Origin of the sequence: Hydrogenophaga sp. SL48, assembly GCF_021729865.1 — a bacterium.
Classification (GTDB): Bacteria; Pseudomonadota; Gammaproteobacteria; order Burkholderiales; family Burkholderiaceae_C; genus Hydrogenophaga.
In genome coordinates, this window is sequence record NZ_CP063400.1 from 5,351,840 (window position 1) to 5,373,216 (window position 21,377).

Sequence of the window (21,377 nt, forward strand, 5' to 3'; positions counted from 1 at the left end):
CGCGAATGATCCGCTGGATGATCGTCATCTTCCTGGCCCTGCTGCTGATCAGCTGGTTCACGCCGCTGCTGCACAAGCTGGGCTTCGGCAAGCTGCCGGGCGACCTGCGGTTCCGCGCGTTCGGGCGCGAGTGGTTCATCCCGCTCACCACCACCATCCTGCTGAGCTTCGTGGCCAGCCTGATCGGCCAGATCCTCTGAGGGGTTGATACCCTGAGGGGTGTCTTGAAATCGGTGCTGCGGCGCCCAACTGCGGAGAAACCCCACTGGAGCCCCCTGCATGTCCACCGATTCCTTGCACATCGTCTGCCCCCACTGCCACACCACCAACCGCGTCGCCAGCGCCGATCTGGGCGGCGATCCGGATTGCGGCAAATGCCACCAGCCCTTGTTCACCGGCCACCCGGCGGCGCTGGACGAAGCGGCGTTCGAGAAACACATCGCGCGCTCGCAGGTCCCGGTGCTGGTCGATTTCTGGGCGCCCTGGTGCGGCCCCTGCCGCGCGATGGCCCCCGCCTTCGAGCAGGCTGCGCAGCAGCTGGAGCCGCAGATGCGGCTGGCCAAGGTCAACACCGAAGAGGCGCAGGCCCTGGCCACGCGGCTCAACATCCGCAGCATCCCGACCCTGGCGCTGTTCGTGAACGGCCGCGAGGTCGCGCGTCAGCCCGGCGCCATGGGCGCGGCCGACATCGTGCGCTGGGCGCGCTCGCAGCGCGCCTGAGCCGCGGGGACGTCCGGCCCGGGGTGGGCGGCGCCACCCACATGTAACTTGGTTACGGGTTCGGCATAATCCCCTGTTGCTCATGGCCGGTATCGGGTACCGTGCCGGGTCAGCACCTGTGGAGCCCTCACCCATGTCCCCCAACCCACCTGACACCCCCCGCCTGCTGGCCGACGTCGGCGGCACCAACGCCCGTTTTGCCTGGCAGTCGGCCCCCGGCGCCCCGATCACGGACATCCGCATCCTGCCCTGCGCGGACTTTCCCCGGCTGCAGGACGCCATGCGCACCTACATCGACGGCCTGGGCCGCGGGGCGCCGGCGGCCGTGGGCATGGCCATCGCCAACCCCATCACCGGCGACCAGGTGCGCATGACCAACCACCACTGGTCGTTTGCGCAGTCGGCCGTGGTGGCCGAGTTCGGCCTGAAGACCTTCCGGCTGCTCAACGACTTCACGGCACTCGCGCTCGCCTTGCCCGACCTGCCCGCCGACGAGCTGCGCCAGGTCGGCGGCGGTGCGCCGGCGCCGGGCGTGGCCATGGGGCTGGTCGGCGCCGGCACCGGGCTCGGTGTGTCGGGGCTGGTGCCCGACGGGTTCGGCGGCTGGATTCCGCTGGAAGGCGAGGGCGGCCACGTCACGCTGCCGGCCACCACCGCGCGCGAGCGCCTGGTGATGGACGGCCTGATCCGGCGCTATGGCCACGCCTCCTCCGAACGCGTGTGCTGCGGCCAGGGGCTGGTGGACACTTGCGCCATCCTGTGCGAGGCCGATGGCGTCACCGCCCAGGGGCTGGACAGCGCCGCGGCCGTCAGCGACGCGGCCTTCAAGGCCGGGCACCCGCAGGCGCTGGAGACCATGCACCTCTTCTGCGCCATGCTGGGCTCGGTGGCGGGCAACCTGGCGCTCACCCTGGGCGCGCGCGGCGGCGTCTACGTGGGCGGCGGCATCGTGCCGCGTCTGGGCGCCTGGTTCGATGGTTCGCCGTTTCGCGAGCGCTTCGAGAACAAGGGCCGCTTCACCAGCCTGCTGACGGGCATCCCCGTGTGGGTGATCACCTCGACCCAATCGCCGGCCCTCCTGGGCGCCGCGCGCGCCCTCGAATCGCCGCATTGAAACTTTGTGACGTGACCACGGGTTTTTCCCGATGCCCTGATATATTAATTAATGAAAAATTAATGCATCCGGGGTGACATGGTGTCTCTCTGGATGGAACACCGCTGCGGCCTCTGGCTCACGCAGCAACCCCTTCTTATCTGGAGACATGATGCTGAAACTCTCGAAACTCGCGATGGCCGTGGCCCTCACCGTGGCCGGCTCTGCGGCGCTGGCCGGTGACGTGGAGGTCCTGCACTACTGGACCTCAGGCGGCGAAGCCAAATCGGTTGCCGAGCTGAAAAAAATCATGCAGGCCAAGGGCCATGTGTGGAAAGACTTCGCGGTCGCCGGTGGTGGTGGTGACAACGCCGCCACGGTGCTCAAGAGCCGCGTCGTGTCGGGCAACCCGCCCGCCGCCGCCCAGATCAAGGGCCCGGCCATCCAGGAATGGGCCGCCGAAGGCGTGCTGGCCAACCTGGACGCCGTCGCCAAGGCCGAGCAGTGGGACAGCCTGCTGCCCAAGGTGGTGGCCGACGTGATGAAGTCCAAGGGCAACTACGTGGCCGCCCCGGTCAACGTGCACCGCGTCAACTGGATGTGGGCCAACGCCGCCGTGCTGAAAAAGGCTGGCGTGGCGGGCGCCCCCAAGAGCTGGGACGAGTTCTTTGCCGCCGCCGAGAAGGTCAAGAAAGCCGGCCTGATCCCCGTCGCGCACGGTGGCCAGAACTGGCAGGACTTCACCACCTTCGAATCGGTGGTGCTGGGCGTCGGTGGCGCCAAGTTCTACCAGGACGCGCTGGTCAAGCTCGACCAGAAGGCCCTGACCAGCCCGACCATGACCAAGTCGCTGGAAACCTTCCGCAAGATCAAGTCCTACACCGATCCGGCCGCCCCTGGCCGCGACTGGAACCTGGCCACGGCCATGGTGATCCAGGAAAAGGCCGCCTTCCAGTTCATGGGTGACTGGGCCAAGGGTGAGTTCTCGGCCGCCGGCAAGGTGCCCGGCAAGGACTACATCTGCGCCGCCGCCCCCGGCACCGCCAACGCCTACACCTTCAACGTGGACTCCTTCGCCATGTTCAAGCTGAAGGACGCGACCGCACAGAAGGCCCAGGGCGACCTGGCCGCGGCCATCATGGGACCTGAGTTCCAGGAAGTGTTCAACCTGAACAAGGGTTCCATCCCGGTCCGCCTGAACATGAAGATGGACAAGTTCGACGACTGCGCCAAGCTCTCCAGCAAGGACTTCGTGGACACCGCCAAGAGCGGTGGCCTGGTGCCCTCCGTGGCCCACGGCATGGCCATCGCGCCGGCCGCCGAAGGCGCCATCAAGGACGCCGTGAGCCAGTTCTGGAACGACGACAAGATCTCGGTGGCCGACGGTGTGAAGAACATCGCCAAAGCCGCAGCGACCAAGTAAGCGTGCACCGGGGCACCGCGCGGTGCCCTCCGAAACACCTGTCCGGCGCCGTGTCGGCCCGGACAGGTCTTTTTTTGCCTCCCTTTTTTCCTCCATGTCCATGACCTTGTCTGCCGTTCTGCAACGCGCGCTGGCGGTGACGATCCTGCTGGTGGGTGCGCCCGCCATCGCGGGTGAGGTGGAGGTGCTTCACTACTGGACGTCCGGTGGCGAAGCCAAGTCGGTGGCCGAGCTCAAGGCCTCGATGGCCCAGCGCGGGCACAGCTGGAAAGATTTCACCGTGCCCGGTGGTGGTGGACAGAACGCCATGGCCGCGCTGCGCGAGCGCGTGCTCCAGGGCCAGCCGCCCGCGGCCGCCAACATCAAGGGCCCCGCGATCCAGGAATGGGCCGCACTTAACGCCCTGACCAGCCTCGACGCCATGGCCTCGTTCGACCGCTGGGACGACGTGCTGCCCAAGGTGGTTGCCGACCAGATGAAGCACAAGGGCCGCTACGTGGCGGTGCCGGTCAATGTGCACCGCGTGAACTGGCTGTGGGCCAACGCCGCTGTGTTGCGCAAGGCGGGTGTGGCGACCGCGCCCCGCAGCTTCGACGAGTTCTTCGCCGCCGCCGACCGCATCCGCGCGGCCGGCTTCATCCCGGTCGCCCACGGCGGCCAGGACTGGCAGGACTTCACCCTGTTCGAGTCCATCGTGCTTGGCGTGGGGGGCCCGGCGCTCTATACCCGCGCGCTGGTCAACCTCGAACCCGCCGCGCTGTCGGGCGACGCCATGCGGCGCTCGCTCGAACTGATGCGCCGCATCAAGCCCTACACCGACGCCGCGTCCCCCGGGCGCGACTGGAACCTGAGCACCGAGCTGGTGATCGGCGGCAAGGCCGGCTTCCAGTTCATGGGCGACTGGGCCAAAGGCGAGTTCATCGCCGCCGGCCAGACCCCCGGCAAGGACTTCCTCTGCGTGCCCGCGCCGGGCACGGCCGAGGCCTACACCTACAACGTGGACTCGTTCGCCATGTTCCAGCTCAAGGGCTGGGAAGCGCAGAAGGCGCAGGGCTACCTCGCCTACCTGCTGATGGGCAAGGATTTCCAGGAGCGCTTCAACCTGCGCAAGGGCTCGATCCCGGTGCGCCTGAACATGCCGCTGGACCGTTTCGACGACTGCGCCAAGGTGTCGGCCCGCGACTTCGCGGCCACCTCGCGCAGCGGTGCCCTGGTGCCCTCGGTGGCCCACGGCATGGCACTCACCCCGGCCCAGCAAGCGTCCATGCGCAAGCTGGTGTCGGACTTCTGGAACAACGACAAGCTCACGGTGAGCGAGGTGCAAAGCCAGCTGACGGCCCTGTCGGCGCCATCGCAGAAATCCTACTGATGAAATCCTTTGAAACCCTCTTGCCCAAGTTGGTGATCACCCCGGCCTTCGTGCTGGGCTTCGCCTTCATCTACGGGCTCATGATCTGGAACGGCGTGCTCTCGCTGACCGGTTCGCGCATGCTGCCCAACTACGAGAACTTCGTGGGCCTGGACCAGTACGCCGCGCTCTGGGAAATGGACCGCTGGTACGTGGCCCTGAAAAACCTCGGCATCTTCAGCGTGCTCTACGTCGGCGGCTCGATGGCCGTGGGCATGGTGCTGGCGATCTTTCTCGACCAGAAGATCCGCGCCGAAGGCCTGCTGCGCACCATCTACCTCTACCCCATGGCGCTGTCGTTCATCGTGACCGGCACCGCCTGGAAGTGGATCCTCAACCCCAGCGACGGCCTGCAGAAGCTCATGCAGGACCTCGGCTGGACGACCTTCAGCTTCGACTGGCTGGTGCAGTCGGACTACGCGATCTACTGCGTGGTGATCGCGGGCATCTGGCAGTCGGCCGGGTTTGCGATGGCGCTGTTCCTCGCCGGTTTGCGCGGCATCGACGACAGCATCATCAAGGCCGCGCAGATCGACGGCGCCTCGCTGCCGCTGATCTACTGGCGCATCATCCTGCCGATCCTGCGGCCGGTGGTGTTCTCCACCGTGCTGGTGCTCTCGCACCTGTCGATCAAGAGCTTCGACCTGGTGATGGCGCTCACCGCGGGCGGACCCGGTTTCGCGACCGACGTGCCCGCCACCTTCATGTACACCATGAGCTTCACGCGCGGCCAGATCGGCCTGGGCGCGGCCAGCGCCACCATGATGCTGGCGACAGTCGCGGCCATCGTCGTTCCCTATCTGTACAGCGAACTCAGGGCGAAACCTCATGACCGCTAAATCCTTTTCCTTCGGTCGCCTGTTCACCTACAGCCTGCTGCTGGTGGCCGCGCTGTTCTTCCTGGCGCCGCTGTACGTGATGGTCGCGACCTCGCTCAAGGACGCCGAGCAGATCCGCTCGGGCAACCTGCTGAGCCTGCCCAACAGCCTGAACTTCGAATCGTGGCGCCTGGCCTGGTCCACCGCCTGCACCGGGGTGGACTGCCGCGGCCTGCAGCCCTACTTCTGGAACTCGGTGATCATGGCCGTGCCGGCGGTGCTGATCTCCACCGCCTGGGGCGCGATCAACGGCTATGTGCTGAGCATGTGGAAGTTCCGGGGTTCGGAGGTGCTGTTCGGCTTCCTGCTGTTCGGCGTGTTCATGCCCTTCCAGGTGGTGTTGCTGCCCATGAGCCAGGTGCTGGGCTGGCTCGGCATCTCCAGCTCCATCGCGGGGCTGGTGCTGGTGCACTGCCTGGCTGGCATGGCCGGCACCACGCTGTTCTTCCGCAACTACTACACCGCCGTGCCACGCGAGTTGGTGAACGCCGCGCGCATCGACGGCGCGGGTTTCTGGCGCATCTTCTGGCGCATCGTGGTGCCGATGTCGACGCCCATCATGATGGTCACGCTGATCTGGCAGTTCACCAACATCTGGAACGACTTCCTGTTCGGTGTGGCCTTCAGCGGCGCCGACAGCAAGCCCGTCACCGTGGGCCTGAACAACATGGCCAACACCACCAGCAGCGTCAAGGCCTACAACGTGGACATGGCCGCGGCCATCATCGCTGGCCTGCCCACCATGCTGGTGTACGTGCTCGCCGGTCAATATTTCGTCAAAGGACTCACGGCTGGCGCCGTGAAGGGATAACACATGGCTTCTTCTCTGCACATCAAAGGCATCCGCAAGGCGTTCGGCAAGGGCGACAAGACGGTGGAGGTGCTCAAGCGCATCGACATCGACGTCGAGCCGGGCGAGTTCCTCATCCTGGTCGGCCCCTCGGGCTGCGGCAAGTCCACCCTGCTCAACATCATTGCGGGTCTCGAAGAACCCACCGAGGGTGAGCTGCACATCGCCGGCAAGAACGTGATCGGCATGGCGCCGGCCCAGCGCGACATCGCCATGGTGTTCCAGAGCTACGCGCTGTACCCGACCATGACGGTGGCCGACAACATCGGCTTCGCGCTGGAGATGCGCAAGGTGCCGGTCGAGGTGCGCAGGAAGCGCATCGAAGAGGTCGCCGCGCTGCTGCAGATCAGCCACCTGCTCGACCGCCGCCCGGCCCAGCTCTCGGGCGGCCAGCGCCAGCGCGTGGCCATGGGCCGCGCCCTGGCGCGCGACCCGCAGCTCTTCCTGTTCGACGAGCCGCTGTCCAACCTCGACGCCAAGCTGCGCGTGGAAATGCGCGCCGAGATCAAGCGCCTGCACCACCTGAGCGGCATCACCACGGTGTACGTGACCCACGACCAGATCGAGGCCATGACGCTGGGCAGCCGCATCGCGGTGATGAAGGATGGCATCCTGCAGCAGATCGACACGCCCGACGAGATCTACCGTCGCCCGGCCAACACCTACGTGGCGGGCTTCATCGGTTCGCCCACCATGAACTTCATCCCCGGCACCGTGGAGCGCTCGGGCGACAGCGGCAAGTTTGTCTTTGAAGGCGGTTCGCTGGACCTGCCCTGCCCGGACGTGCCGCAGGTGACGCTGGGCCAGCGGCCCGAGCACATCCACCTGAGCGACGACGCGCCCTGGCGCGGCCAGGTGGTGCTGGTGGAGCCCACCGGGGCCGACACCTATGTGGTGGTGAAAACGGCGGTGGGCCTGATGACGGTGCGCGCGCCGGCCAACACCAAGATCCAGGTGGGCGACACCGCCGGCATGACGGTCAGCGGCCGCCACAACAACTGGTTCGACCACCAGTCGGGCGTGCGGCTCAAGGAGATGGACGCGCACCACGCGCCCTGAGAGGCTGAGAGTCTTTCGCCCATGCCCGCTCACCACCCCAAAACGCCCCCGCTCCGCGTTGCAAATGCGCGCCATAGCCCGAGCTATGGCTGTGCTTTGCGCCTTGATCGGGCACGTTTTGGGGTGTTGCTCGGACACGCCCGAAAAACTCTCAGCCTCTGAGCGCCTTCACGTGAGGGTCAGAATGACCCTGAGGCCTTGTGGAACCACGCGTTCCACCTGCGCGTCGCCGCCGTGGCGCCGCGCGATCTCCTTCACGATGGCCAGGCCGAGGCCGCAGCCGCCGGGTTGTTCGCTGGCGCGCCAGAAGCGCTGGAACACGTGGGCCATGTCGCCGTCGCTGAGCCCCGGGCCGTTGTCTTCGACGATCAGGCGGGTGCTGTCGCCATGGGCCTCGACCTTGAGCGTGACCGCGCTGCCGCGCGGCGTGTAGCGCAGGGCGTTGTCGATCAGGTTGGCCATCGCTTCGCGCAGCTGCAGGGCGTCACCCTGCATCTCGCGGTGGTCGTTGCCTTCAAAGCCCAGGTCCACGCCCGACGCGACGGCCTTGGGGGTCCATTCGCGGGCCACCTCGCGGGCGAGCGCGGCGAGGTCCAGCGTCTCGCGCCGGGCCGTGGTTTCGGTGCGCGCCAGGGTGAGCAACTGGTGCACCAGGTGGGCGCTGCGCTCGGCGCCGGTGCGCACCTTGTTCAGGCGCGCGCCGAGCACCGGGTCTGCGGTCTCCCGCTGTGCGAGTTCCACCTGGCTGATGAGCCCGGCCAGCGGTGTGCGCAGCTGGTGGGCGGCGTCGTTGATGAAGCGCTTTTCCTGGTTCACGTTGCGCGCCACCTCGTCGAGCAGGCCGTTGATGGCCTGCACCAGGGCGTGCACCTCGTTGGGCGCCTGCGTCATGCCGATGGGCGAGAGCGCGTTGACCGAGCGGTGCTCCAGCTGCGCTGTCAGGCGCGTCAGCGGCGCCAGGCCGCGCTGGATGCCGCCGTAGACCGCCAGGCTCAGCAGCACGCCGGCCGCCAGCAGCGGCGCCAGCATGTCGGCGATCAGTTCGCGCGCGATGCGCTGCTGCACCGCCAGGCTCTTGCCCACCTGCACGCGCATGGTCTGCGGCGAGTTGTCTTCGCCGTAGTTCAGGTCCATGGCCACAAACCGCATCGCACGGCCCTCGAAGGAGGCGCTGTAGAGCAGCGGTTCGCCAGGCACCGGGGTCAGTCCCCGGGGCTGCGGCAGGCGCTGGTTGCCCAGCAGGAACTGGCCCGGGGGCGACGACACCATGTAGCTGATGCGGTCGTCCGGGTCCTGCTCCAGCACGTCCTGCGCGGCGCGCGGAAAGTCGATCAGCAGCCCGGAGCCGATGGGTTTGACCTGGCGCGCCAGCGCCCGCACCGACTGGGTCAGCGACTGGTCGATGCCCTTCTCGGCGTACGAGAGGGCGATGCGGTAGGCCAGCAGGCCGCCCCCGGCCCAGAGCACCAGCTGGGGCAGCAGCAGCCAGATCAGCAGCTGACGGCGCAGCGACAGGCCCGGCGTGCTCGCCGTCATGGCGGGCCGGCCGATTCGAGCAGGTAGCCCAGGCCGCGGATGTTGCGGATGTTGAGCGTGGAGCCCGCGAGCTTGCGGCGCAGGCGGTGCACGTACACCTCCAGCGCGTTGGACGCCACGCCGCCGGCTTCGCCCGGCTCGGACTGCCAGACCGCCAGCACGTCTTCACGGCTGACCACCTGCCCGCTGTGGCGCACCAGCAGGTCGAGCAGCGACCACTCGCGCTGGGTCAGCTCGATGGCCTCGTTGCCCAGCCAGGCGCGCGGCAGCACCGGGTCCACGCGCAGGCTGCCGGTGGCCGGTGGCGGCGGGGGGGCGGCAGGGCCGAAGGCGGGCAGGCTGGCGCGCCGCAGCATCGACTGCAGTCGTGCCAGCAGCTCGTCGCGGTTGAATGGTTTGGTGAGGTAGTCGTCGGCCCCGGCGTTCAGGCCTTCGACCCGGTCCTCGATGCCGTCGCGTGCGGTGAGAATCAGCACCGGCAGGGCGGGCAAGCGCAGGCGCAGCCGCCGCAACACCGTGAGCCCGTCCAGCTTGGGCAGGCCCAGGTCGAGCACCACGCCCTCGAACGCGTCGTTCTGCAGGCGCTCCAGCGCCTGCTCGCCGTCGGCGGCGGTGTCGATGCGGTGACCCGCCTGCATGAGCTGGGCGCTCAGTCCGTCGCGCAGCAGTTCGTCGTCTTCAACAATCAGCAGGTGGGCCATGCGGCCAAATTATCCGGGCTTTTGATGCGGGCCTACACGCTCAAACGGCTTTGCATGGCGCCGGAGCGCCACCCCGACGCATGACGCGGTGCCGCCCAGGGGCACCGCCGGGCCGCCCTTCGACAAGCTCAGGACGGACGGCCAGTGCCGTCCCCCTCCCGCCGAAGGCGAGAGAGGGGGGTGACGCGCAGCGGCGCGGGGGGTGCTTGCCTTCAAGCGTCTTCCATGTTCCAGCGAAAACCGCAGCGCTTGCAGCACACCGGCACCAGCCGGGCGGCCGGCTCGGCGACGCGTGTCTTGTCCAGCAGCAACAGGCCATAGGCTTTGCATTGCCCGCAGTTGGCCTGGTTCGCCATTTCTTCGGCGTGCATCAACAGGTAGAGGTAACGGCGCAGCGCCCAGAGCGAGACACTCGCACAGATCAGCACAAAGGCCGTGTCGATCAGCTTCTCGCCCCAGCTGCCGCCTTTGAAGGCCTCGAAGCTGGCGATCAGCGCCACCGCCGACACCAGGGCCAGCGCCATGTGGGCGTGGCTGGAAAGCAGCTCGCGTTCGTACCATTTGCGAAAGCCGAAACGGCGGATGCCTTCGGGCAGGGCGGGGTTGAACGGGTTGCTGGCCATGTCGGGCTCCTAGGAAGGCTCCAGATTCAGCGACTGGGCCACGGCGCGGCAACGCGCCTGGTGGATGGCATGGGCGATGCGTTCGCCCGCCGCCGGCGCGCTGACCTGTGCATTGTGGTCCGGATGGGCGCCTGGCTGCTGGGCGGCGCGGGCTATCTCCCCGGTGTCGACGGACCGCGCCGCCGCCAGCACGCCCAGCAGCCGGGCGCTCTGGGGGTAGGCATTCTCGCCATGCCCGAGACGCCCGCGGGCATCGCACTCGCAGGCCAGCAGCACCTCGACAAACCGTTCCGGTCGCCGCAGCGCGTCGCAGCGCTCCAGCAGCCGCACCAGCGCCGCCGCACCCAGGTCGCCGCTGCGGTGGATGTTGCCGTGCTCGCGCGCCACCACGTCGGCCAGCTCGCGGCTCTCGCGCGGCACGCGCCAGCGGTCGCACACGCCGCGCAGCAAGCGGGCGCTGCGCTCTTCGTGGCCGATGTGGCGCGGCAGGACGTCGGCGGGCGTCGTGCCCTTGCCCAGGTCGTGGCACAGGCAGGCGAAGCGCACCGGCAGGCCCGCGCCCAGGCGCGCGCTCATGTCGAGCACCATCATCAGGTGCACGCCGGTGTCGATCTCGGGGTGGTATTCAGCGCGCTGCGGCACGCCCCAGAGCCGGTCCACCTCGGGCAGCAGCCGCACCAGCGCGCCGCATTCCCTGAGCACCTCGAACATGCGGCTCGGCCGCTGCTCCATGAGCCCGCGCGAGAGTTCCTGCCAGACCCGCTCGGGCACCAGGTGGTCCACCTCGCCGTCATCGACCATCTGGCGCATCAGGGCCTGTGTGTCGGGGGCGACCGAAAAGTCCGGGAAACGGGCGGCAAAACGCGCCACACGCAGGATGCGCACCGGGTCTTCGGCAAAGGCGTGGGTCACGTGGCGCAGCACCCGTGCCCGCAGGTCGCTCAGGCCACCGTGGGGGTCGATCAGGGGCGCCCGGGCCGGGTCGTCGGCGTCGCCCAGGGCCACGGCCATCGCATTGATGGTGAGGTCGCGCCGCGCCAGATCGTCCTCGAGTGTGACGCTGGGGTCGGCGTGGAAGGCAAAGCCCTGGTAGCCCGGGGCTGTCTTGCGCTCTGTGCGCGCGAGCGCGTATTCCTCGCGGGTTTCAGGGTGCAGAAACACCGGGAAGTCGCGACCCACGGGCAGAAAGCCCCGGTCCTGCATGGCCTGAGGTGTCGCACCCACCACCACCCAGTCGCGGTCCACATGCGACGGCGTGGCGTTCGCACCCTCCGCCATCCAGGCGTCCCGCACCGCCCCGCCCACAAGATAGATGTCCATGGGCGGGAGTTTAGGGGGAACGCTTCAGCGGCCCAATCGGTAGGGCTCTTCGAAATCGAGGAAGTCGTGTTCGGCCAGCGCGCCGTCGATCCAGGCCCGCACGCCCGGCAGCGCGGCCACGCGGTCCACATACGCCTGCAGGTCGGCGGCCAGTGGCAGCGCGTAGGTCTTCAGCCGCATGCACACCGGCGCGAAGTAGGCGTCGGCGATGCTGAACGACCCGAACAGCAGGGGGCCACCGCCATCGGGCAGGGTCGCGGGCTGGGCCGCGAGCAGCTCGCCCCAGAGCCCGCTGAGCCGCGCCAGGTCGGCGCGCACGCCGGCCTGGTCGCGCCAGATCAGGCGGCCGGTGTCGGGCAACGAGGCTTCGATGTTCATCGGGCAGTGGCTGCGCAACGAGCCGAAGCCGCTGTGCATTTCGGCGCAGACGCTGCGCGCGCGGGCCCGCTGCTTCGGGTCGACCGGCCAGAGGGTCTTCTCGGGAAAGCGCTCGGCCAGGTACTCGGCGATGGCCAGCGTGTCCCAGACCGCGAAGCCGTCATCCACCAGCACCGGCACCTTGCCCACCGGGTTCACGCCGCGCAGCTGCTTCTTGAAGCTGGAGTCCGCCTCGAACGAGTCGAAGCGCACCATGACCTCCTCAAAGGGAATGCCGGCCTGCGTCATCAGCACCCAGGGGCGCATGGACCAGGACGAATAGTTTTTGTTGCCGATGAAGAGCTGCAATGCCATGGGTGAAATCTCCGTGTGAAGGCGCCCATGCTAAGCCCTGGCCGGCGCCGCATTGATGCCAAAAAACCGCGGTATTGATTCGAGCGAAACAGCCACTCGCCAGCGATGCAGCAGCTTGCTGCGCAAGCTTGCGTGCGACCTCCGGCGCGAAATGCCTCAACCCAGAACGCGGCGGAACTGGCTTTGCCAGGCCGCTCGAGTTGCCCCCTTGAGGGGGTGACGGGCTGCAAGCCCGGCGCGGGGGTGGTTCTCGTGTTATGCGTATTTTTCGAGAATCCGCGTCGAACGCTCGACCTCGCGGAAGGTCTGGTCTTCGGACTCCGACACCGACACCGCTTCCATCACCGAGCAGGCCATCATCCGGTAGAAGGCCTTGTCCATGGCCTTGCGCGCGGCCGACATCTGCTGTGCCACGTCTTCGCAGGGACGGCCACTCTCGACCATGTCGATCAGGCCGCGCACCTGCCCTTCGATGCGCTTGAGCCGGTTGACCACGTCGCGCTGGTGTTCAGAGCGGAAGGTGGCCGAGGCCGACAGCGGGGGGGTGGCGGCGGCAGCTGGCTTGGATTTGGCGGTGGTGGCCATGGAGTGTCCCGTGTGGTGAGTCGGGTCGAGTGTGCCAAAAATTCGAAAGCCCGGGCAACTTGCCGGATGGTTGTTGCCCCATGAGCTTGGTGACTACCCTACCCCCTAGGGTAGTCACCAATGGCGATATTCGAATGCATGGATACGGTGGAGGGTGTCAGCGGTTGAGAAAAGTCAAGGCACGGACGCCTTGCTCTTTCTCGGCCAACACCCATCCACTTCAAGGAATGTTTCATGCCGTTCTGGACACGCTTATCCCTGGGCCTGGCCCTGGTCGCCACCCTGCTCGCCACCACCGGTTGCGGGACGATTTCCACCATGGGCAAACTCGAAAGCGGTGCCGGAGCCGAGGCATCCCGCATGTGGGACCGCTGGATCGAGGGCAATGGCGACATCGCCATTGCCACCACCTGGGAAGCCAAGGTCAAGCCCGGCGTGAGTGCCAAAGACGTGGAAGAGATCCTCAAGGCCGTGGCCGTGGAGCGCAACATGCGCGATGTGGGCACGTTGCCACTGTCCAAAGAACTCGAAGCGCGCTCGGGCAAGAAAGAAAAGCTGCTGACGGTCTACTCGTTCTGCAGCCCGGGAACCGCCCGCAAGATGGTGGACTTCAGCCCCCACATGGCCGCCTACCTGCCTTGCCGCGTGTCGGTGGTCGAGCTCGACGACGGGAGCCTTTGGCTCTACACCCTCAACATGGACATGATGGTCAAGATGGGCCGCAAGCTGCCTTCGCCGCTGAAGGAAGAAGCCCAGGCCGTGCGCGACACGATCTGGGAAATGATGCAACGCGCCTCCAAGGGCGAGTTCTGACCCGAACGCCAGCGCCTGGACAGACTTCACCCCCACAACAACGGAGACACCCTCATGAACTTCCCCCTCCACGCCGTGCGCGCTGCCGCGCTGATCGCCGCTGGCAGCGCCCTGACGGCCGCCCACGCCACCGATGGCTACTTCTCCCATGGTTACGGCATCAAGGCCAAGGGCATGGGCGGGGCCGCCACCGCCCTGGCCCAGGACGCCTTTGCCGGGGCCAACAACCCGGCCTCGGCGGCCTTCACCGGTGGGCGCCTGGACCTGGGCGTGGACCTGTTCATGCCCGACCGCGAGATGTCGCGCACCGGAACCGGCGGCATGCTCGACACCACGGTGCGCAGCGGCAAACGCAACTTCCTGGTCCCGGAGTTCGGCTACATCCAGCCCCTCTCCAGCGACATGGCCGCCGGCGTGACGGTCTACGGCAACGGCGGCATGAACACCACCTATCCCGGCGGTCAGCTCAATTGCGGGCAAGGTCCGGCCAACGCGCTGTGCGGCTCGGGCGAGCTGGGGGTGGACCTGATCCAGCTGGTGGTCGCGCCCACGTTCGCCTACAAGCTCAACCCCCGGCACAGCGTCGGCGTGTCACCCCTGCTGGTGTACCAGGCCTTCAAGGCGTATGGCCTCGAAGGCTTCTCCCGGATGTCGGTGGACGCAGGCCATCTGACGGGCAGTGGCTATGACTACAGCTCCGGTTTCGGGGTGCGCCTGGGCTACATGGGTCAGCTTTCCGACACGGTGAGCGTGGGGGCGTCGTATTCGCCGAAGGTCAACATGAGCCGCTTCAAGGAATACGCCGGCCTGTTCGCCAACGGCGGTGACTTCGACATCCCGGAAAACCTGAGTGTCGGCGTCGCTGTGAAGGCCACGCCCCAGCTGACGCTGGCCGCCGATTACCAGCGCATCGGCTACGGCGACGTGCCCGCGATCGGCAATGCCGCCACGGCGGGCCCGCTGGGCGGTTCACCAGGCGGTGGCTTCGGCTGGCAGAACATCGACGTGTTCAAGCTCGGCGCGCAATGGCAGATGAGCCCCCAGCTGACGCTGCGCGCGGGCTACACCCGCAGCGACAACCCGGTCACCTCGGCCAACATCACCCCCAACATCCTGGCGCCCGGCGTGATGAAGTCGCACTTCACCTTGGGTGCCACACACGCGCTGGCCAAGGACACCGAACTCAGCTGGTCGTTCATGTACGCGCCACGCGTGAAAGTCACTGGCCCATCGATGCTGGGTGGCACCGAGACCGTCAGCATGCGCCAGACCGCCTTGGGCGTGCAGTGGGCGACGAGGTTTTAAGTACCCCCCGCAGCGCTTCGCGCTACCCCCTGGGGGCGGCACTGGCCGTCCGGCAAAGCCGGCCCGGCGGTGCCCTGGGGGCACCGTTTCAGGCGACTGGGTGGCGCTTCGGCGCCATCTTCATCTTCTATCGACGTTGTGTCAGCGACGCAGGCCGCGCCGGAACCCGTCCAGATGGCTGCGGCCACCGCGCTGGCCTAGGTAGGTTGGTGCGACGGACCGCACCGACGCGGGTTCGATCCCCAGGGACTTCAGCCCAGGCCACTGGCCATTCGCGACGTTGTCCACCTGCATGGCCGCGAGGTTGTCGCGGCTCATGAGCGGCTCGCCAGGCATCAGCTCCATCAGGCGGGCCTGCAACTGGCCCAGCGCCCTCGGCAACGGCAACACTGGCCGGGCACGGCTGCCGAATTCGCCGGCGATGTGCACCAACTGGGCCAGGGTCAGCACATCGGGTCCGGCGCAGTCGAAGGTCTGGCCTACGCTGCTCATCGGCAGGCCGCTGTCGCGCAGGCAGGCGATCACCGCGCTGGTCACATCTTCCACCCACACCGGCTGGAAACGCGCGGTCGAACCGGCCAGCGGCACCACCGGAAACACCGCCTGCAGTTGCGCAAACAGGTTCAGGAAACGGTCGCCTGCGCCAAAGATGACGCTGGGCCGCAGGATGCTCAGGTCCAGCCCGGCAGCGCGCAGAACCTCTTCGCCCCGCGCCTTGCTGCGCTGGTACATCGACGGGCCATCGAGCGCCACACCGAGCGCGCTCACGTGCACCAGCCGGCGCACCCCCGTGGCGTGGCAGGCGCGCGCCAGGGTGGCGGGCAGGGTCACGTGGGCGCGTTCGAACGAGGCCTCGTTGCCGTGCAGGATGGCCACGAGGTTGACCACCGCGTCGTGCCCTGGCAGCAGGCGGCGCAGGCTGGCTTCGTCGTGCACGTCGGCCTCGATCACGGTCAGGCGCGGCAGGTGCTGCACCGCTGCTGCGTTGAGGGCGCGCCGTGTGGGCACCGTGCTGCGCCAGCCCTCGCGCTGGATTTTTTCGCAGACATGGCGACCGACGAAGCCGGTGCCGCCGAGGACGAGGATGTTGTTCAAGGGAGTTCTTTGTGGATGGCGTTCGGGTCGAGCGCCGGGCCGACCACGCCCATGCGCGCGCGCAGTGACTGTGGCTGGCCGGTGATCAGGGCCGCGTAGCTGGTGGTGTTGGCGAGCACCTTCTTGACGTAGTCGCGGGTCTCTTCGAAGGGGATGTTCTCGGCCCAGATCTCGCCCGGGAGCACGGCGCCCTCGCGCCAGGCGCGCGCGCGCCTTGGTCCGGCGTTGTAGGCGGCGGCGGCCAGCGGGAGCGAGCCTTCGAGATCGTCGAGCGCGAACTTCAGGTAGGCCGTGCCGATCAGGATGTTGGTGTCGCGGTCGGTGATCTGGTGCGACTGGAAGTCGGTCAGGCCGATCTTGCGCGCGGTCCATCGCGCGGTGGCGGGCATCACCTGCATCAGGCCCGAGGCGCCCACGCCCGAGCGGGCGTCGGTGACGAAGCGGCTCTCCTGCCGGATCAGGCCATAGACGTAGGCGGGATCGAGCCCGATCTCGGCCGCGCGCCGGATCACCAGCGCGCGGTGCGGCATCGGGAAGCGCTGCGCGTGGTCCTGCAGGTCGCGGGTGCGCTCGCTGGTGTTGATGCACCGGTCCCACAGCTCGTTCTGGCAGGCCAGTGCGGCGGCGGCCAGCAGTTCGCGATCGGTCATGCCGCCGGCCGTGTGCAGGTTGGTGCTGTAGTTCCACTCGCGCACGCCTTCGCTGCGCAGGCCCAGCCGGATCGCGGCCAGCGCCCGCTGCAGGCCGGGGTGGGCCTGCAGCCAGGCCAGCTCCTGGGGCGTCAGCGGGGCCGGGGCTGGTGGTGTGGTGATGGGCCGCCCCAGCTCTTCCAGGGCCAGCTGTTCGTGGTAGCCGCGGGCCGAGGCGATGGATTCGTAGAGCGCGCGGGCCTGGGCCTGGGCCGACTGCGCGTCGGGCTCCTTGAGCGCCTGCAGCGCGCGCGCGCGCCAGTAGACCCAGGTGGGTTCGTTGCGCTGGACCTCTTCCATGGCGGCGATGGCGTCGCGCACATGGCCCCAGGCGCCGGCCCGCAGGCCCGCGCGCGCCTTCCAGGCCAGGTGATCGGCGTGCATGAGCCGGTCGTCCCCGTTCACGAAGGCGGCCAGCGCCGGCCCTTGCGGTGTCTGCGCCAGACGCTTGCCGATCACGCCCCAGAGCCAGCTGCGCTCTTCATTCGTGAGCTGCGTTTTCCAGCGCATGTGCTCCATCTCGCGCGCGGCCGCAGCGGTGTCGAGGCTGGCCAGGCGGATGATGGCCAGCGTGACCAGCTCCTTGGTGCGGGGGCGGATGGCGGTGAACTTCTCATCGAGGTAACGCGCGGGGTCCACGGCGATGGCACTGACCATGCCGATCCATTCCGGGTTCAACAGCGCAACGGCCTGGGTCACGACCGCGGGGCGGTTGCTTTCCATCGCCAGGCGCGCGCGCTGCCAGACCACCTCGGGCTGGAGGTGGCCGCTGTCGAGAAAGGCCTTGGCCGCGGTGGCGCAACCGTCGTCGGCCTCGCGCTGCGCGTGCCAGAGTTGTGCGACCTGCCGGGCGGCTTCATCGGCCGGCTTGCGGCGGGCCACGGCGTCGAGCATCAGCGCATAACACCGCACCTGCCGGTCATCGTTCATGCGGTAGCGCGGCAGCTCGGCTTCGAAATTGCCCCAGTCCCGCTGCCGGCCCAGTTGCAGCAGCCAGTCGTTGCGCAAGCGGTCTTCCCAGTAGGTGCCTGCCATGCTGACCATCGCCGCACGCACCTCGTCGGGGCTGGCGGTCTCCAGCCTGGCCTTGGCGTCCCAGTAGATGGCCATGGGTTCGAGCACGTGGCCGCGCACCCGGGGCAGCAGGGTGCTGAGCGCCAACGTGTTGTTGCGCCGGAAGGCGTCGCGCATTTCCAGCAGGGCCGCATCGGCACTGCCTTGTGCCCAGGCGGCGCCCTGCATCAGCAGCGCGGCCATAATGGGCACAAGACCCTGTTTCAGGATCACCAGTTTCATGCGGCGATTATGGACAACAAAGACGTTCAACCTGCAACCGTTCGGCCTTTGGATGGGCCCAAACCCGCTTGGCGCAAACAACTGATCGAGAAGCGCCAGAACCTGGCCGACCGGGCCTGGCGCAACGACCTGTTGCAGCGCGTGATGCGCGTCTGGTTGATCCACCGGCCCGACGCGGTGATCGGCGCCTACTGGCCCATCAAGGGCGAGTTCGACCCGCTGCCGGCGCTGTTCCGCTGGCAGGAGGCGGGGCTCGAAGAAGACGCCCAGGGCGCCCAGAAGCACCGCCGCATCGGGCTGCCGGTGGTCAACAAAATTGATAAGACGCTCACCTTCTACAGCTGGTTCCCAGGCTGCCCGATGGAAGAAGACGCCTACGGCATCCCGAAGCCGAAAGACACCGAGATCATCGAGCCCACGCTCATCTTCGTGCCCTGCGTGGGCTATGGCCCGGGTGGCTACCGGCTGGGCTACGGTGGCGGTTTCTACGACCGCACGCTGGCCTCGCTGAGCCCCAAGCCCTTCACCGTGGGCCTGGGTTACGACTTCTCCTACCTGCCCGACCTGATGCCCGAGTCGCACGACGTGCCGCTGGACGCGATCCTGGCCGACACCGGGGTGATGTGGCCCGTGAGCGGGTGACGCGGTGAGCGGACTGACGCACCAGTGGGTGCACATCGCCTACCGCGAAACCAGCGCCTTCACCGAAACCTACGGTTTTTCCGGCAGCCAGGGCGCGGTCAACCTCGAAGGCCTGCTGATCAGCGCGCCCGGCGCCTCGCGCGAGGTGGTGTTCCTGATGATGCACCCCAGCTCCACGCTGCAGCTGCTCCCCTTGCCCCCCGCGCTGGCCGCGGCCGGTTACCCGGTGCTGTGCATGGGCAGCCGCTACGCCAAGAACGACACGGCGCTGATCATGGAGAAGGTGGTGCTGGACATGGGCGCCTGCGTGCGCCACGCCAAAGAGGTGCTGGGTTTTGAGCGCGTGATCCTCATGGGCTGGTCGGGCGGCGGGTCGCTGGCGCTGTTCTACCAGTCGCAGGCCGAGCACCCGACCATCACCCAGACACCGGCGGGCGACCCGGTGGACATCGTGGGTGCGGGCCTGATCCCGGCCGATGGTGTGGTGCTGGAGGCCGCGCACCGTTCGCGCGCCCAGTGCCTGCGCGACTGGATCGACCCGTCCGTGATCGACGAGGCCGACCCGGACCAGCGCAATCCCTCCTTCGATCTGTATGCGCCGTCACTGCCCTTCAGCGCGCCGTACCCGGCCGACTGGCTGGCGGCCTACCGCGCGGCCCAGCTCGCGCGCCTGCGGCGCATCACGGACCGCGTGAAAGAAACCCTGGACGAGCTGCGGCGCCGGGGCGGTGCCGAGCTGGAGCGCGGTTTTGTCACCCACCGCACCCTGGCCGACCCGCGTTTCCTTGACGGCTCCATCGACCCCAACGGCCGCCCCGTGGGCCGCTGTTACCTCGGGGTGCCGGAGACCGTGAACAGCGGACCGGTGGGCATGGCGCGTTTCTCGACGCTGCGCTCCTGGCTCTCGCAGTGGTCCATTGACGACTCGCGCGCCGATGGCGAGGCCTGCGCGCGCCAGGTCAGCGTGCCGCTGCTGGCCATCGAACACGGCGCGGACGATGCCGTGCCGCAGCCCGACATCGGCCTCATGTTTGCCGCGGCCGGCAGCGCTGACAAGGAGATGCACGTGATCCCCGGCGCCAACCACTACTTCCAGGGCCAGCCGGTGCCCTTGCAGGCGTCGGTGCTGCTGGTGAGCGACTGGGTGGCACGCCAGCTGGGGTGACGGCCGGGCGGTGAGGGCGCCGCCGTCAGGCGGGCGCTGGCGCGGCCTGGGTCGCGGGCAGTTCGGCGGTGATGGTGGTGCCGTGCCCCGGCGCGCTGAAGACCGTCAAGCGCCCGCCGTGCGATTCCATGCGCACCCGCATGCCGCTCAGACCGTGGCGCCCGTGGGGAACCCGGGCGGGAGAAAAGCCCTGCCCGTCGTCCTGAACCGAGAGCTGCACCGCCGGGCCGAGCTGTTTCAACCGCACCTGCACCCGGGCGCACTGCGCGTATTTGCCGATGTTGGTCAGCGATTCCTGCGCGACCCTGAACAGGGTCAGCTCGGCACCGCGGTCCACGGCGACGGGCTGCAGCTCGGTCTCCACCGGTTTGCCCAGCACGCCGGCCATGTCGCGGCACAACATGTCCAGCGCCGGCACGAGCCCCAGCTGGTCCAGCGACGAGGGGCGCAGGTTTTCGATGATGCGGCGCTTGATCGCGATGCCCTCGTTGAGGCGTGATTCCACCGACGCCAGGCGCTCGGTGGCCTTCTCCGGCATGTCGGGCAGGCGGCGCAACCGGGCAAACTCCAGTTTCATCGCGGTCAGCAACCCACCCATCTCGTCGTGCAGTTCGCGCGCGACGTGGGCCCTTTCGTCTTCCCGGGCGTTGACCAGGTGGGTGGCCATCTCGGTGAGTTCGGCGGTCCGCTCTTTCACCCGGTCGGCCAGCAGCAGCCGCTCCCGGGCCAGCTTGCGGTCTTCCTCGCGCAACAGGTGCTGGAAGTAAAACAGCGCCAGCGCGGTGGCCAGCGCCAGCAGGTGGATGGCCAGCCGGTTCAGCGACAGCGCCCGGTACAGCGAATACCGGGCGTTCTCCTGGATGGCGCCCGACTTCTGCAGCACCAGATCGAACTCCTCGCGCAACTCGTTCCGGCGTGTGCGCGTGACGGCACTGACAGACGCGGCGATGGCCTTCGCGGTGTCGCCGCGCTCAAACGCCTCTACCCAGGCGTCGGTGCCGCGCACGTGATCCGCCAGAAGCCGTTCCACCCGTTCGAGCGAGATGGTGTGGTCGGGGTCCATCTGGCGCACCAGCGCGACAGCGTCATTTTTCAGGCTGTCCAGGCGCTGGAGCGTCTCCCGGTACTTGGCGAGCTCCTGCGGGGCCTTCGACATGAGGTACGACCGGGCGTGCAGGTCCGTGTCCGTCAGGGCCTGCAGCGCTTCGGCCGACCGGATGCGTGCGTCGGTGAGGGCAATGCCGCTGGACAAGGTGCGATGGGAGTGCTGGTAGGTGGACTCGTTGATCCCCATGGCCGCCACACCCACCACCACCACGACCGGCATCAGGTAGCGGCCGCGCGCCACCCATTCGATGGTGGAGCGCAGTTTTCCGGGTGCGGTGTCTTCCAAGCTCATGATCGGGGCCGGCCTGCCAGGGTGATGGGGGTGCAAGGGTAGCTC

General features: G+C 68.0%; 21 protein-coding genes. 12 read left to right on the forward strand and 9 right to left on the reverse strand.

Annotated elements, in window-relative coordinates; translation table 11 throughout:
* Positions 1 to 5: 5 nt before the first annotated feature.
* From IM738_RS25510 to IM738_RS25545, 8 genes are all read left to right on the forward strand, one after another.
* A complete protein-coding gene (locus IM738_RS25510; RefSeq protein WP_236963785.1) occupies positions 6 to 200 on the forward strand; it encodes a DUF2905 domain-containing protein in 195 nt (64 codons plus the stop codon).
* Between the two features lie 79 nt (positions 201 to 279).
* Positions 280 to 720: a thioredoxin TrxC gene (gene trxC / locus IM738_RS25515; RefSeq protein ID WP_236963786.1), complete on the forward strand. Its 441-nt coding sequence runs from the start codon at positions 280 to 282 to the stop codon at positions 718 to 720.
* Between the two features lie 133 nt (positions 721 to 853).
* Positions 854 to 1,834, forward strand: a complete 981-nt coding sequence (glk, locus tag IM738_RS25520; RefSeq protein WP_236963787.1) for a glucokinase — start codon at positions 854 to 856, stop codon at positions 1,832 to 1,834.
* A 151-nt stretch (positions 1,835 to 1,985) separates the two neighbouring features.
* Positions 1,986 to 3,236, forward strand: a complete 1,251-nt coding sequence (locus tag IM738_RS25525; RefSeq protein ID WP_236963788.1) for an ABC transporter substrate-binding protein — start codon at positions 1,986 to 1,988, stop codon at positions 3,234 to 3,236.
* Positions 3,237 to 3,336: 100 nt separating this feature from the next.
* Positions 3,337 to 4,605 (forward strand): ABC transporter substrate-binding protein, encoded by a 1,269-nt coding sequence (locus IM738_RS25530; protein ID WP_236963789.1) that lies wholly within the window; start codon positions 3,337 to 3,339, stop codon positions 4,603 to 4,605.
* Positions 4,605 to 5,483 (forward strand): carbohydrate ABC transporter permease, encoded by an 879-nt coding sequence (locus IM738_RS25535; protein WP_236963790.1) that lies wholly within the window; start codon positions 4,605 to 4,607, stop codon positions 5,481 to 5,483. Before IM738_RS25530 ends, IM738_RS25535 begins: the two co-directional genes overlap by 1 nt.
* A complete protein-coding gene (locus tag IM738_RS25540) occupies positions 5,473 to 6,333 on the forward strand; it encodes a carbohydrate ABC transporter permease (protein WP_236963791.1) in 861 nt (286 codons plus the stop codon). The genes IM738_RS25535 and IM738_RS25540 overlap by 11 nt, the downstream gene beginning before the upstream one ends.
* 3 nt (positions 6,334 to 6,336) lie before the next feature.
* Positions 6,337 to 7,431 carry an ABC transporter ATP-binding protein gene (locus IM738_RS25545; RefSeq protein WP_236963792.1) on the forward strand — a complete coding sequence of 365 codons (1,095 nt, stop codon included), beginning with the start codon at positions 6,337 to 6,339 and terminating at the stop codon, positions 7,429 to 7,431.
* 168 nt (positions 7,432 to 7,599) lie between these two features.
* Here IM738_RS25545 and IM738_RS25550 read toward each other — a convergent pair whose 3' ends face one another.
* From IM738_RS25550 to IM738_RS25575, 6 genes are all read right to left on the reverse strand, one after another.
* Positions 7,600 to 8,967, reverse strand: coding sequence for a sensor histidine kinase (locus IM738_RS25550; RefSeq protein ID WP_236963793.1), 1,368 nt, complete (start codon positions 8,965 to 8,967; stop codon positions 7,600 to 7,602).
* Positions 8,964 to 9,668, reverse strand: a complete 705-nt coding sequence (locus tag IM738_RS25555; RefSeq protein WP_236963794.1) for a response regulator transcription factor — start codon at positions 9,666 to 9,668, stop codon at positions 8,964 to 8,966. The genes IM738_RS25550 and IM738_RS25555 overlap by 4 nt, the downstream gene beginning before the upstream one ends.
* 212 nt (positions 9,669 to 9,880) lie before the next feature.
* Entirely contained in the window at positions 9,881 to 10,291 is a 411-nt protein-coding gene (locus IM738_RS25560) for a hypothetical protein (RefSeq protein WP_236963795.1), read from the reverse strand.
* 9 nt (positions 10,292 to 10,300) lie between these two features.
* On the reverse strand, positions 10,301 to 11,611 hold the full coding sequence (locus tag IM738_RS25565; RefSeq protein ID WP_236963796.1) for a multifunctional CCA addition/repair protein: 1,311 nt from the start codon (positions 11,609 to 11,611) through the stop codon (positions 10,301 to 10,303).
* A 24-nt stretch (positions 11,612 to 11,635) separates the two neighbouring features.
* The gene (locus tag IM738_RS25570; protein ID WP_236963797.1) at positions 11,636 to 12,343 is read right to left on the reverse strand and encodes a glutathione S-transferase family protein; all 708 of its coding nucleotides are present in this window, start codon (positions 12,341 to 12,343) and stop codon (positions 11,636 to 11,638) included.
* A 255-nt stretch (positions 12,344 to 12,598) separates the two neighbouring features.
* Positions 12,599 to 12,928 carry a metal-sensitive transcriptional regulator gene (locus IM738_RS25575; protein WP_236963798.1) on the reverse strand — a complete coding sequence of 110 codons (330 nt, stop codon included), beginning with the start codon at positions 12,926 to 12,928 and terminating at the stop codon, positions 12,599 to 12,601.
* A gap of 234 nt (positions 12,929 to 13,162) precedes the next feature.
* Here IM738_RS25575 and IM738_RS25580 point away from each other — a divergent pair, with 234 nt between their 5' ends.
* A complete protein-coding gene (locus tag IM738_RS25580; RefSeq protein WP_236963799.1) occupies positions 13,163 to 13,741 on the forward strand; it encodes a DUF302 domain-containing protein in 579 nt (192 codons plus the stop codon).
* A gap of 54 nt (positions 13,742 to 13,795) precedes the next feature.
* On the forward strand, positions 13,796 to 15,046 hold the full coding sequence (locus tag IM738_RS25585) for an OmpP1/FadL family transporter (protein WP_236963800.1): 1,251 nt from the start codon (positions 13,796 to 13,798) through the stop codon (positions 15,044 to 15,046).
* Between the two features lie 141 nt (positions 15,047 to 15,187).
* Here IM738_RS25585 and IM738_RS25590 read toward each other — a convergent pair whose 3' ends face one another.
* Both IM738_RS25590 and IM738_RS25595 read right to left on the reverse strand, forming a co-directional pair.
* Complete coding sequence (locus IM738_RS25590) at positions 15,188 to 16,141, reverse strand: complex I NDUFA9 subunit family protein (protein ID WP_236963801.1); 954 nt, start codon at positions 16,139 to 16,141, stop codon at positions 15,188 to 15,190.
* Complete coding sequence (locus IM738_RS25595) at positions 16,138 to 18,126, reverse strand: lytic transglycosylase domain-containing protein (RefSeq protein ID WP_236963802.1); 1,989 nt, start codon at positions 18,124 to 18,126, stop codon at positions 16,138 to 16,140. Before IM738_RS25595 ends, IM738_RS25590 begins: the two co-directional genes overlap by 4 nt.
* A gap of 48 nt (positions 18,127 to 18,174) precedes the next feature.
* Between IM738_RS25595 and IM738_RS25600 the strand changes: the two genes are divergently transcribed.
* Together IM738_RS25600 and IM738_RS25605 are read left to right on the forward strand one after the other, a co-directional pair.
* Positions 18,175 to 18,768: a 5-formyltetrahydrofolate cyclo-ligase gene (locus tag IM738_RS25600; protein WP_236963803.1), complete on the forward strand. Its 594-nt coding sequence runs from the start codon at positions 18,175 to 18,177 to the stop codon at positions 18,766 to 18,768.
* A gap of 4 nt (positions 18,769 to 18,772) precedes the next feature.
* Complete coding sequence (locus tag IM738_RS25605) at positions 18,773 to 19,933, forward strand: alpha/beta hydrolase family protein (protein WP_236963804.1); 1,161 nt, start codon at positions 18,773 to 18,775, stop codon at positions 19,931 to 19,933.
* A gap of 25 nt (positions 19,934 to 19,958) precedes the next feature.
* Here the strand turns inward: IM738_RS25605 and IM738_RS25610 are convergent, their stop codons facing one another.
* Positions 19,959 to 21,332 carry an ATP-binding protein gene (locus tag IM738_RS25610; RefSeq protein ID WP_236963805.1) on the reverse strand — a complete coding sequence of 458 codons (1,374 nt, stop codon included), beginning with the start codon at positions 21,330 to 21,332 and terminating at the stop codon, positions 19,959 to 19,961.
* Positions 21,333 to 21,377: the final 45 nt, after the last annotated feature.